Origin of the sequence: Aeribacillus sp. FSL k6-2211, from assembly GCF_037966125.1 — a bacterium.
Lineage (GTDB): Bacteria > Bacillota > Bacilli > Bacillales > Aeribacillaceae > Aeribacillus > Aeribacillus composti.
Genome location: NZ_CP150190.1, coordinates 2,834,954 through 2,847,362, shown reverse-complemented (window position 1 = coordinate 2,847,362; position 12,409 = coordinate 2,834,954). Strand labels below are relative to the sequence as shown.

Genomic DNA, 12,409 nt, shown 5'->3' with positions numbered 1-12,409 from the left:
TCCATCCACTCACAAAATAGCTGCAGCAGCTCTATTTTTTTTACCCCTTTTCAAAAGGATCGTATTCTTCTCTTTACATGTTTGTTAATTTTATTTAATAATAAAAACAATAACGTATATACAATTAAAGGTGATCCCATGGCAAACGAACAAATGTTGACAGCTGAACAGATCTTCGAAAAAGCGGAAAAGTATCTTCCGCCTGATGATATAGAGTTTATAAAAAAAGCATACGAGTTTGCAAAAAACGCCCATCATGGGCAATATCGAAAATCAGGCGAACCATATATTATGCATCCGGTGCAGGTTGCCGGGATTCTAGTAGATTTGGAGCTGGATCCTACAACGATTGCCGGCGGCTTTTTACATGATGTTGTGGAAGATACGGATGTGACATTAGACGAGCTTCGACAAGAATTTAACGATGAAGTCGCTATGCTTGTGGATGGAGTAACAAAGCTGGGAAAAATTAAATATAAATCAAAAGAAGAGCAGCAGGCGGAGAATCACCGGAAAATGTTTGTCGCTATGGCGAAGGACATTCGGGTCATTTTAATTAAACTGGCAGACCGTCTTCACAATATGCGTACGTTAAAACATTTGCCGCAGGAAAAGCAGCGAAGAATCGCCAATGAAACGTTGGAAATATTTGCTCCTCTCGCCCATCGCCTCGGAATCTCAAAAATCAAATGGGAACTTGAAGATACAGCCTTGCGGTATTTAAATCCGCAGCAATACTACCGAATTGTCAATTTGATGAAAAAGAAACGTGCAGAACGGGAAAAGTATGTTGAAGAGGTAATTGAAGATTTAAAGAAGCGAATTGAAGAAGTAAAGATAAAGGCAGAGCTGTACGGCCGGCCGAAGCATATTTATTCCATTTATCGAAAAATGGTTCTCCAAAATAAACAATTTAACGAAATATATGATTTGCTGGCTGTGCGAATTATTGTGAACAGCATAAAAGACTGCTACGCAGTGCTTGGCATCATTCACACATGCTGGAAGCCGATGCCTGGCAGATTTAAAGATTATATTGCAATGCCGAAAACAAACATGTATCAATCCATTCACACGACTGTCATCGGTCCGAAGGGGGATCCCCTTGAGGTTCAAATTCGCACATACGAAATGCATGCGATCGCTGAATACGGGATTGCCGCCCATTGGGCTTATAAAGAAGGAAAAAGCATTACATCTTTTGATAAAAAACTGAGCTGGTTTAGAGAAATATTGGAGTTTCAAAACGATTCTTCCAACGCCGAAGAATTTATGGAGGCATTGAAAGTTGATCTGTTCTCTGACATGGTGTTTGTATTTACTCCAAAAGGAGATGTCATTGAGCTTCCCGCCGGGTCGATTCCGATTGATTTCGCCTACAGAATTCATTCTGAAATAGGCAATAAGACGATCGGAGCAAAAGTAAACGGAAAAATAGTGCCTCTTGATTATAAATTAAAAACCGGAGATATAGTGGAAATATTGACGTCGAAGCATTCTTACGGTCCGAGCCAAGATTGGCTTAAATTGACGCAGACCTCTCAAGCGAAAAATAAAATTCGCCAATTTTTCAAAAAGCAGCGCCGAGAGGAGAATGTTGAAAAAGGAAAAGAATTAATTGAAAAAGAAATTAAAGCGATGGATTTTGATGTGAAAGAAGTCCTTACTCAGGAAAATATAAAACGTGTCGCGGAAAAATTTAATTTTTCAAATGAGGACGATATGTATGCGGCGGTTGGCTTCAACGGCATTACTGCTTTACAGGTTGCAAACCGCCTAGTCGAAAAAATTCGCAAACAGCGGGATATAGAAGAGCAGGAAAAATTGATGGAAAAGGTGGTTCAACAAGGTGCAAGGCGGCCGAAGCGCCGTGATGCAGGAGTGTCTGTAAAGGGTATTGATAATTTGTTAATCAGGCTTTCCCGCTGCTGCAACCCAGTCCCTGGCGATGATATTGTCGGATTTATTACAAAAGGAAGAGGGGTATCTGTTCACCGGTCTGATTGTCCAAATGTCAATAAAGAGGATGCAAAAGACAGGTTAATTGAAGTGGAATGGGAAAATCAGCTGGACGGCCGGAAGGAATACAATGTGGAAATTGAGATTTTAGGTTTTGACCGGCGCGGCTTATTAAATGAAGTGCTCCAGTCTGTAACAGAGACGAAGACAAACATTACGACAATTTCGGGAAGAACGGACCGTAACAAAGTAGCGAACATCCATTTAGGAATTTCGATTCAAAATGTCAGCCATCTTCAAAAAGTTGTGGATCGGATCAAGCAAATACCGGATGTATATTCAGTGCGGAGAATTATGAATTAAGAAAGGAAATACATGATGAAAGTTGTAGTACAACGAGCAAGGAATGCAAATGTCAAAGTAGATGGACAAGTTGTTGGTTCGATTGAGTTCGGTTTAATGGTGCTAGTCGGTGTTACACACGAGGATACGGAAAAAGATGCAGAGTTTTTAGCGGATAAAGTGGCCAATTTGCGCATATTTGAGGATGAAGAAGGGAAAATGAATTTATCTCTTTTAGATGTTGGGGGCGAAGTTTTATCCGTCTCCCAATTTACTCTGTACGGCGATTGCCGGAAAGGAAGAAGGCCAAATTTTATGCAAGCAGCCAAACCGGATATTGCTGAAAAACTATATGAATCTTTCAACGACAAACTGAGAGAAAAAGGCGTACGTGTTGAAACGGGTTCTTTCGGAGCGATGATGGCTGTTGAATTTACAAACGTTGGCCCAGTAACATTGATTATCGAAAGCAAATAAAAAAATCGTGAGCGAGCTGCTCACGATTTTTTTATGAGTTTACATATTTGACGACCGCTTTATAAATCGCTTGTGAGATTTTTTCTTGGTAAGCGTTTGTGCTGACTGTCCACTCTTCCATAGGATTGCTCAAAAAACCTAGTTCAAGCAAAGCAGCAGGACGTTTATTTTCACGCAGCACAAAATAATTTCCAAATTGAACACCGCGGTTTCTTAAATTGACATGCCTCACCATCTCTTTGTGAATTACATTTGCTAATGCTTTATCCTTTGCAGAATTGTAATAAAAAGTTGTGATTCCATTTGCGCTTGGAATGATTGAGCTATTATAATGGATGCTCACAAAGGCGTTTGCGTTGTTTTTTACAGAAATTCCTACACGGGATTGCAGGCTGATATATGTATCGTCGCTTCTAGTTAAAACTGCATTTACACCTGCTCTTTTTAATTTGTTGTACACAAGTTTAGCTGTTTTTAAGGTTAAATGTTTTTCCAGCGTCCCTCTGACACCGATCGTCCCGCTGTCATAGCCTCCGTGGCCCGGATCGATAATGACTTTTTTACCGTTTGACGGTATGCTTGTCCCTTTATTGGAATTGTTTTCGCTTGTTGTTGTGACGACCCAGCTTGCTACATAAGCTGTTTGACCGTTTCGGAGCTGAATTTTATACCAATTATTATAAATCCCTACAATTGGAAAAGTCTGCCCTTTGTTTCCTCTTTGAACAATTTTTGCAGAAGTGGAAGGTGCACTGCGCAAATTTGTTCCGTCGTATAAAAGGACAACTGATTGAGCGCCGTTTGTTTTCTTTGAGCCAGCTTCGATATATCTTTTGGATGCCCAGCCTGTTTTGTTTTTCGCATATCTAATTTGATACCAATCTCCGTTTGCACCTATGATTTCTACCTCTGTTCCTTTTTTAATGGTACCGACAATTTTTGAGTGTAAAGACGGACCGCTTCTAACATTTAACGAACTGGCTGTAATCCTTCCTTTTTGCGGGGAAGTGCTGCTGCTTTTAGCTGCTGCTTTGGTAATATATTGCTTCGACACCCACCCCGTCACATTGTTGTAGCGAATGTTATACCAATTGCCTTGTTCCGAAATGATTTCAACTTTCATGTTTTTTGTCAGCTTGCCGGTAATTGATGATTGTGCATTTGGTTTTGAACGAACATTTAATATAGTGGCTGTAACCGTACCGAGGCTATGCTTCTGATTCGAAGGAGTTTTGCTTGCTGCTGGAGCTACATATGCAGAAGAGACCCATCCTTGCCGGCCATTATAGGAAATTTTCACCCATTTCCCCTGTTTCATCAACACATGCGCTTTTTCCCCTTTAGGAAACTGTCCAACAACTTTATAGTTTGTCCCGGGGCCAGAACGGATTCTTAACCCGGTAGTCGTAGAAACGACATAATCCTTTTTTTGAAGCTCGGTTTCTACTGAAAGAAGCCAATCGGCTACCCACCCGGAAGAGCCCTGTTTTAATTGAATTTTCACCCAATCTCCTTTCCTTGCGACAATCGGGTATTTTTCACCGTACCGAACGCTTTTCATTACGGGATAGCTTAAACCGGGACCTGTCCGGACATTTACTTTATCTTGCTTAATGACTGCATTTTGCGTATCCGCTTGGGCTGAATGAAAAACTGGAGCGGTAGAAGTAAAAAGCAGTGAAAGCAACAGAACGATTAAAAAGCATTTTTTTCGCAATGGCCATGCTCCTTTCACATTCATGCAAAAAACTATTTCTATTTTATTTCGGCATTTCCTTTTTTACATTGAGTATTTTTTCATTTTTTTGCGGGAAGACTAAGACGCAAATTCTGATGAAAAAGAAAGGGGAAAAATATGCGGTCCAGTGAAAAACATTCTTTCTCCGCATCAATTTTTCATGACCAGTTTGGTATTTCTTTCAGTGATCGTACGATGCAGGATATTTTAATAGAGGTTTCGTTTGAGCATGGTTTAAATCAAGAGGAGGCGAAAAAGCTCCGTGATCGGCTCAGCCGTTCTTGACATGACACAGTATTGTTCGTATGATAATATAAAATTCTAGATTTAAAAATAACGTACATAAACAACCGATGACGGAGACAAGTAGCTGGGATGCACATGGACAGAGAGGAAAGGCCTTAGGCTGAAAGCCTTTCCCCATGATCGCTTAGTGAAGAACACTCCGGAGGTTTTCCTCTGAAAGGTGTAAAAGTAGGAGGAAACGTAAATAGGCGTTAACTTTTAAGTGGAAGCATTGCTTCAATTAGGGTGGCACCACGGGAGACTCTCCCGTCCCTACGGGAATCGTCAGGGGACGGGTTTTTTTATGGAATTTATTTTATAAGTGGAGGAGAATCGACAATGGCTTTTCAAATCCCGCGAGGTACACAGGATATTTTGCCGTCGGAGGCTTCAAGATGGCAATATGTTGAGAAAAAAGCTAGGGAAATATGCCGTCTTTATCGCTTTCAAGAAATTCGAACCCCCATTTTTGAACATACGGAATTATTTCAAAGGGGTGTAGGCGAATCAACCGATATTGTCCAAAAAGAAATGTACACTTTTTCCGACAGGAAAGGAAGAAGTTTAACATTAAGACCGGAAGGAACGGCAGCAGTCGTCCGCGCTTTTGTTGAAAAGAAAATGTACGCAGATCCGAACCAGCCTGTAAAGCTTTTTTACATCGGTCCGATGTTTCGGTATGAAAGACCGCAATCAGGGCGTTTTCGGCAATTTGTTCAATTCGGTGTGGAGGCTCTCGGCTCGGACGACCCTGCGCTGGATGCTGAAGTTATTTCTTTGGCGATGGCGTTTTATCAATCGCTCGGCTTAAAAAAATTGAAGCTTGTCATTAACAGTTTGGGAGATCAAGAGAGCAGAGCTGCACATCGTGCTGCTTTAGTCAACCATTTTAAGCCGAGAATTGGAGAATTTTGCTCTGATTGCCAAAAGCGGCTTGAGCAAAATCCGTTAAGAATACTTGATTGTAAACAAGACCGCGAGCATGAATTGATGAAAAGCGCCCCTTCCATCATTGACTTTTTAAACTATGAATCAAAGCAATATTTTGATCAAGTGTTAAAATATTTAACGGAGCTTGGCATTGAGTATGAAATCGATCCAAATCTCGTCCGCGGATTGGATTATTATAACCATACAGCATTTGAAATCATGAGCAATGCGGAAGGGTTTGGGGCGATTACGACTTTATGCGGCGGCGGAAGATATAACGGCTTGGTCGAAGAAGCCGGAGGGCCAAGCACGCCGGGGATCGGCTTTGCTTTAAGCATTGAACGCCTGTTAGCAGCAATTGATGCTGAAAACATCGCTCTTCCGATTGAAAAAGGTCTAGATTGTTATATTGTGGCACTGGGAGATCGGGCGAAGGAACGGTCGGTATCTCTATTGCAGGAAATGCGGAAAGCCGGCATTTCTGCAGACAAAGATTATGAAAATAAGAAAATGAAAGCACAACTGAAGCAAGCGGACAGGCTTCAAGCCAAATTTGTCATCATCATAGGTGATGAGGAATTAGAAAAAGGGGTGGCGAACGTAAAAAACATGGCAACAGGCGAACAAGATGCGGTGGCATTTGAACGACTTGCAGAGTATATAAAAGAGAGAAAGTAAAGGAGAGTATGTAGGATGTTTGGACGTTCGTATTATTGTGGAGAAATTTCCGAAAAAGCAATCGGCGAAAAGGTCGTTTTAAAAGGATGGGTGCAAAGACGCCGCGATTTAGGAGGACTTATTTTTATCGACTTGCGCGACCGGACAGGAGTTGTCCAAATTGTTTTTAATCCTGAAGTTTCAAAGGAAGCGTTAGAAATAGCTGAGAAAATCCGCAGCGAGTATGTATTGGACATTGAAGGCGAAGTGGTGAAAAGATCGGAAGAGACGATTAATCCGAACATTCGAACAGGAAAAGTGGAAGTGGTTGTTCAATCGGTAACCATTTTAAACAGCGCCAAAACTCCTCCTTTTTCACTTGCGGATCAAAAAGCGGACATTTCGGAAGAGGTTCGTTTAAAATACCGTTATTTAGATTTGCGCCGTCCAGTCATGTTTGAAACGTTAAAAATGCGGCATCAAATTACGAGAGCGATTCGCAACTTTTTGGATGAAAATGGATTTATTGATGTGGAAACCCCCATTTTAACAAAAAGCACACCGGAAGGAGCACGGGACTATCTTGTCCCTTCTCGCGTCCATGAGGGGGAATTTTATGCGCTCCCGCAATCGCCGCAAATATTCAAACAGCTTCTAATGGTTTCAGGATTTGATAAATATTATCAAATTGCAAGATGCTTCCGCGATGAGGATTTGCGCGCAGACAGACAGCCGGAATTTACCCAAATAGATATAGAAACTTCTTTTATGAGCCAAGAAGATATTATGAATCTAACCGAAAAGATGATGGCTCATGTGTTAAAAGAAGTGAAAGGAATCGAGCTTACTCTTCCATTCCAACGCATGCCATATGATGAGGCGATGGCGCGCTTTGGGTCGGACAAGCCGGACGTTCGATTCGGCCTGGAGCTTGTTGATGTATCTGAAATTGTGAAAAACTCCGCTTTCAAAGTTTTCAGTCAAGCAGTTGCAGGTGGAGGGCAAGTAAAGCTAATCAATGTAAAAGGAAAAAAAGACGAATTTTCACGCAAAGATCTAGATGCTCTCCAAGAGTATGTTCACAATTATGGAGCGAAAGGTTTGGCTTGGCTTAAAGTAGAAGAAAATGAAGTAAAAGGCCCAATTGCAAAATTTCTATCAGAAAATGAACAAAATAGTATTTTGCAAGCAGCTGAAGGACAGAATGGAGACTTGCTTCTGTTTGTTGCCGACAAGCCGAATGTTGTTGCTGATTCGTTGGGGGCTCTCAGATTAAAACTAGGAAAAGATTTAGGGCTGATCGAAGAAGATAAACTTGAATTTTTATGGATTACGGATTGGCCGCTCGTTGAATATAATGAAGAAGACGGCCGCTATTATGCATTGCATCATCCGTTTACTATGCCGTTTCGTGAGGACTTGGAGTACTTTGAGAAAGACCCTCTCAAAATGCGGGCTCAAGCATATGACTTAGTGTTAAATGGATATGAACTTGGCGGAGGGTCGATTCGGATTTTTGAAAAAGACGTTCAAGAAAAGATGTTCAAACTTCTTGGTTTTACAGAGGAACAAGCAAGAGAACAGTTCGGATTTTTGCTGGAAGCCTTCGAATACGGTACGCCGCCGCATGGTGGAATTGCACTAGGATTGGATCGGATTGTAATGCTTTTGGCAGGAAGAACAAATTTACGGGATACGATTGCCTTTCCGAAAACAGCAAGTGCGAGCTGTTTGTTAACGGAGGCACCAAGCCAAGTAAGCAAAGAGCAATTGGATGAACTGCATCTTGAAGTGAAACATAGCTCAAGGTAATAATTTCCATTATTTGTTTTTTATCTTGAAATCTCATGCTAATTATGATATTCTTTATTCAAAATTTAAGTCCTGATGTGTGCGTCGTACACCTAGTTTTGACCGAACAACGATTTAAATGGGAGCCCGGAGTTTCTAAAGTGAGTAAATGCCTCATATGCATATGGCACGAGGACTTACAAAGCTTTAGAACAGGGCACCCACCTGCTGAGAGCGGGTTCAAAACGAAGGAAACGGCGACGGCACAATTGGGACTTTTTTAGTTTGTACACTGAATTTTGACAAATTGGAGTGATTTTTTTTGCTTCATCAGTTTTCCCGAAATGAACTAGCGATTGGAAAAGAAGGTTTACATAAATTGAAAAACAGCTCCGTAGCCGTTTTAGGGGTTGGCGGAGTTGGATCTTTTGCCGTCGAAGCTCTTGCACGATCAGGCATCGGGCGATTGATTTTGATCGATAAAGATGATGTCGATATTACGAATATTAACCGGCAAATCCATGCGCTTTTGTCGACAGTTGGAAAACCGAAAGTGGATTTAATGAAAGCAAGAATTGCTGACATTAATCCGGATTGTGAAGTAATTGCATTAAAAATGTTTTACACGGAAGAGACGTATGAAGACTTTTTTAAGCTAAACCCTGACTATGTGATTGACGCCAGCGATACGATCAGCTATAAAATTCATTTAATGAAGGAATGCCTGAAACGGAATATTCCTATTATTTCAAGCATGGGGGCAGCCAACAAAACGGATCCAACCCGTTTCCGAGTAGCAGATATTTCAAAAACACATACAGATCCGATTGCCAAAGTGATTCGAACGAAACTGCGAAAAGAAGGGATCCGAAAGGGAATTCAAGTCGTATTTTCTGATGAACGCCCTGTTGTTATTAGAGAAGATGTCAGAAAAGAAGTCGGCAATAACGAATCAACGATCCGCAAAGCAAAAATGCCCCCGTCATCAAATGCCTTTGTGCCATCCGTAGCCGGATTGATTATGGCTGGTCATGTGATTAATGAATTGCTGAAGGATATAAAAATTTATCGTGTCGGCGACGACGATTAAAAAATGGGGGTGTCAAATAAGCCGTTTTTCGGCTTATTGACGCCCCCTTTTATTTACGTTTTCCATGGGGTTTTGACATTTTGGACAATCCTATTTATATTTCCAAGATGACGCGGACATGACCGCAGCTTCCTATTCGTCCTTTTCTTTTTTCTTTTTCTCGATATTTTCATATATTTGCGCTAAAGCCTGCTCGAATTTGCCCGTTCTTTTTGGCTTGTAATATTTTTTATGCTTGATGGGGTCAGGCAAATATTGCTGGTTTACCCAGCCTGATTCATAATCGTGCGGATATAAATAGTTCACTCCTCTGCCAAGCTGCTTTGCTCCTTTATAATGAGCATCCCGCAAGTGGGAAGGGACCTCGCCTGTCACGCCTGAGCGAATGTCGGCTAAAGCTGCATCAATCGCTTTATAAGCAGAGTTTGATTTAGGGGATAAACATAGTTCAATCACCGCATTGGCCAAAGGGATGCGTGCTTCGGGAAAACCGATGCGCTCAGCTGCTTCTATAGCCGAAAGAGTTCTAGGTCCCGCTTGCGGATTCGCAAGACCAATATCTTCATAGGCGATGACCGTTAAACGCCTTGCAATCGAAGAAAGATCCCCTGCCTCAATTAATCTGGCCAAATAGTGAAGCGCTGCGTTTACATCGGACCCGCGAATAGACTTTTGAAAAGCAGATAAAACATCGTAATGATGATCTCCGTCTTTATCGTGGGAAAAGCTCTTTTTTTGCATGCACTCTTCAGCAATTTCAACCGTAATGCAAATGTTCCTATTCTCATCTTCCTTTGTTGATAAAACGGCGAGTTCCAATCCATTTAACGCCGCACGCACATCTCCGCCGGAGCTTTCGGCAAAATGTCTTAGAGCTTCGTCGCTGATTTGAACAGGAAAGTCGCTCAGTCCTCTTGGGTCTGTAAGAGCTCTTTTCAGGGCAATCATAATGTCATCTGGAGAAAGAGGGTGCAATTCGAAAATTTGACAGCGGCTCCGAATCGCCGGGTTAATGGCATGATACGGATTGCTTGTCGTTGCACCGATTAAAATAATCATGCCGTTTTCTAAATATGGAAGCAAAAAATCTTGTTTCCCTTTATCAAGTCTGTGCACTTCATCTAAAATGAGAATGATTTGCCCTGACATTTTTGCTTCTTCTACAACAATTTCCATATCTTTTTTATTGTGGACAACCGCATTCAGCTTTCGAAAAGGCGTGTTAGTGCTGCCTGCTATTGCTGTTGCAATAGATGTTTTTCCGATTCCAGGAGGTCCGTATAAAATCATCGAGCTTAAATATTTAGCTCGCACCATTCGTTCAATAATCTTTCCTTTTCCAACTAAATGTTCTTGTCCAATAATATCTTCTATTTTGGTTGGACGCATTCTATACGCTAAAGGTTCCATTTTATCGCTCCCAAATAAAAATCATATCATCTCATTTACCCACTAATAAAATAATATGCTATAATGTCTAAAGTTTAAAGTAGAACCAAGATGGTGAAAATCTTGAAAAAAACTAAAAAATAGGAGTGTAGAAACGTGAGAATTTCAACGAAAGGACGCTATGGTTTAACGATTATGATTGAATTGGCGCGAAAGTACGGAGAAGGACCGACATCTTTGAAAAGTATTGCACAATCTCATGATTTATCAGAGCATTATTTGGAACAATTAATTGCTCCTCTCCGCAATGCCGGACTTGTCAAAAGCATTCGCGGAGCTTATGGCGGATATATTTTAGCGAACGATCCGTCCAAAATAACGGCTGGTGACGTTATCCGTGTGTTGGAAGGACCGATCACCCCTGTTGAAGGAATTGAAGATGAACCGCCTGCTCAAAGGCATCTATGGTTAAAAATCCGCGATGCGGTGAAGGACGTTCTTGACAACACGACACTTGATGATTTAGCAAGCCATACAGGAGATAATGAGCAGGACGCTTACATGTTTTACATTTAAAGTCGGGAGGAATTAACTTTGGAACGGATATATTTGGATCATGCGGCAACATCGCCAGTCCATCCCGCAGTTTTGGATAAAATGACAACCTTTATGAAGGATTATTTCGGCAATCCGTCTAGCATCCATTCTTTTGGCAGAGAAAGCAGACGAGAAGTGGATGAGGCTCGAGAGCTCCTTGCCAAAAGTATTCATGCAGATCCAAAAGAAATCATATTTACAAGCGGAGGAACAGAAGCAGATAATTTAGCGGTGATTGGAACAGCGCTTGCTAATAAAGAAAAAGGAAACCATATTATCACAACAGAAATTGAGCATCCGGCTGTCCTCCAATCTTGCCGCTATCTAGAAAAAAACGGATTTCACGTTACGTATTTGCCTGTCAATCAATCGGGAGTTATTTCTGTCGATGATCTTAAAAAAGCTTTAAAAGATGAAACGATTCTTGTCACAGTCATGTATGGAAATAATGAAGTAGGTGCCTTACAGCCTATTTCAGAAATAGGAAGCTTATTACAAAACCATCAAGCGTATTTTCATACCGATGCAGTTCAAGCATACGGACTCGTTCCAATTGATGTTCGCGAGCTGAATGTCGATCTGCTGTCGGTTTCCGGTCATAAAATAAATGGGCCGAAAGGGATCGGTTTTTTATATGCAAAAGCTGGGGTGAAATTCACTCCGCGCATGCATGGCGGTGAGCAGGAATTGAAGAGAAGAGCCGGAACGGAAAATGTTCCAGCGATTATCGGGTTTGCAGAAAGCGCAAAAATTGCAGAACAAACAAGAAAGGAAAAAACAGAGCAATATGTGCATTTTAAACAAATCATGATCGATGTGTTTGAACAAGAGGGCATTTCCTTCGCTGTGAACGGCTCGATTGACAACAGCCTGCCTCATATATTAAACGTTTTCTTTCCGGGAACAAATGTTGAATCGCTTCTTGTCAACCTCGATTTGGCGGGAATTGCGGCATCAAGCGGCTCAGCTTGTACAGCAGGATCAGTTGAACCGTCGCATGTGCTCGTTTCAATGTTTGGCAAAAATTCAAAAGAAATAACTTCATCGGTTCGATTCAGCTTCGGCTTAGGAAATACGGAGGCACAAATTGAATCGGCTGCCAAAAAAACAGCCGAGATTGTTAAAAGGTTAACGTCAAAATAGAAAGAGGTGAG

10 protein-coding genes, 1 other RNA gene and 1 other annotated feature are annotated in these 12,409 nt (G+C 41.4%); of the genes, 9 read left to right on the top strand and 2 right to left on the bottom strand.

Annotated elements, in window-relative coordinates:
- Window positions 1–138 precede the first annotated feature (138 nt).
- Together NSU19_RS13765 and dtd are read left to right on the top strand one after the other, a co-directional pair.
- Window positions 139–2,322, top strand: coding sequence for a bifunctional (p)ppGpp synthetase/guanosine-3',5'-bis(diphosphate) 3'-pyrophosphohydrolase (locus NSU19_RS13765; RefSeq protein WP_063387980.1), 2,184 nt, complete (start codon window positions 139–141; stop codon window positions 2,320–2,322).
- Between the two features lie 15 nt (window positions 2,323–2,337).
- Window positions 2,338–2,778, top strand: a complete 441-nt coding sequence (gene dtd / locus NSU19_RS13760) for a D-aminoacyl-tRNA deacylase (protein ID WP_063387981.1) — start codon at window positions 2,338–2,340, stop codon at window positions 2,776–2,778.
- A gap of 31 nt (window positions 2,779–2,809) precedes the next feature.
- On the opposite strand, the gene NSU19_RS13755 is transcribed toward dtd, so the two are convergent.
- Window positions 2,810–4,495, bottom strand: coding sequence for an SH3 domain-containing protein (locus NSU19_RS13755; protein ID WP_339196918.1), 1,686 nt, complete (start codon window positions 4,493–4,495; stop codon window positions 2,810–2,812).
- A 138-nt stretch (window positions 4,496–4,633) separates the two neighbouring features.
- On the opposite strand from NSU19_RS13755, the gene NSU19_RS13750 reads away from it, so the two are divergent.
- From NSU19_RS13750 to NSU19_RS13730, 5 genes are all read left to right on the top strand, one after another.
- Complete coding sequence (locus tag NSU19_RS13750) at window positions 4,634–4,801, top strand: hypothetical protein (RefSeq protein WP_158640147.1); 168 nt, start codon at window positions 4,634–4,636, stop codon at window positions 4,799–4,801.
- Between the two features lie 59 nt (window positions 4,802–4,860).
- Window positions 4,861–5,079: a binding site (T-box leader), on the top strand.
- 61 nt (window positions 5,080–5,140) lie between these two features.
- Window positions 5,141–6,409 (top strand): histidine--tRNA ligase, encoded by a 1,269-nt coding sequence (hisS, locus tag NSU19_RS13745; protein WP_339196916.1) that lies wholly within the window; start codon window positions 5,141–5,143, stop codon window positions 6,407–6,409.
- A gap of 15 nt (window positions 6,410–6,424) precedes the next feature.
- A complete protein-coding gene (gene aspS, locus NSU19_RS13740) occupies window positions 6,425–8,200 on the top strand; it encodes an aspartate--tRNA ligase (RefSeq protein WP_066250519.1) in 1,776 nt (591 codons plus the stop codon).
- A gap of 66 nt (window positions 8,201–8,266) precedes the next feature.
- A non-coding RNA gene (ssrS, locus tag NSU19_RS13735) (6S RNA) lies at window positions 8,267–8,459 on the top strand.
- 42 nt (window positions 8,460–8,501) lie between these two features.
- Window positions 8,502–9,269 (top strand): tRNA threonylcarbamoyladenosine dehydratase, encoded by a 768-nt coding sequence (locus NSU19_RS13730; protein ID WP_063387985.1) that lies wholly within the window; start codon window positions 8,502–8,504, stop codon window positions 9,267–9,269.
- 132 nt (window positions 9,270–9,401) lie between these two features.
- On the opposite strand, the gene NSU19_RS13725 is transcribed toward NSU19_RS13730, so the two are convergent.
- The gene (locus NSU19_RS13725) at window positions 9,402–10,679 is read right to left on the bottom strand and encodes a replication-associated recombination protein A (RefSeq protein ID WP_339196914.1); all 1,278 of its coding nucleotides are present in this window, start codon (window positions 10,677–10,679) and stop codon (window positions 9,402–9,404) included.
- Between the two features lie 135 nt (window positions 10,680–10,814).
- Between NSU19_RS13725 and NSU19_RS13720 the strand changes: the two genes are divergently transcribed.
- The gene (locus tag NSU19_RS13720) at window positions 10,815–11,234 is read left to right on the top strand and encodes an Rrf2 family transcriptional regulator (RefSeq protein WP_063387987.1); all 420 of its coding nucleotides are present in this window, start codon (window positions 10,815–10,817) and stop codon (window positions 11,232–11,234) included.
- An 18-nt stretch (window positions 11,235–11,252) separates the two neighbouring features.
- Window positions 11,253–12,398, top strand: a complete 1,146-nt coding sequence (locus NSU19_RS13715) for a cysteine desulfurase family protein (protein WP_130158149.1) — start codon at window positions 11,253–11,255, stop codon at window positions 12,396–12,398.
- Window positions 12,399–12,409: the final 11 nt, after the last annotated feature.

Bases quoted from the DNA above. Each gene is read 5' to 3' on its own strand.
- dtd (WP_063387981.1), top strand. From the start codon at position 2,338: ATGAAAGTTGTAGTACAACGAGCAAGGAATGCAAATGTCAAAGTAGAT.
- hisS (WP_339196916.1), top strand. From the start codon at position 5,141: ATGGCTTTTCAAATCCCGCGAGGTACACAGGATATTTTGCCGTCGGAG.
- NSU19_RS13765 (WP_063387980.1), top strand. From the start codon at position 139: ATGGCAAACGAACAAATGTTGACAGCTGAACAGATCTTCGAAAAAGCG.
- aspS (WP_066250519.1), top strand. From the start codon at position 6,425: ATGTTTGGACGTTCGTATTATTGTGGAGAAATTTCCGAAAAAGCAATC.
- NSU19_RS13750 (WP_158640147.1), top strand. From the start codon at position 4,634: ATGCGGTCCAGTGAAAAACATTCTTTCTCCGCATCAATTTTTCATGAC.
- NSU19_RS13725 (WP_339196914.1), bottom strand. From the start codon at position 10,679: ATGGAACCTTTAGCGTATAGAATGCGTCCAACCAAAATAGAAGATATT.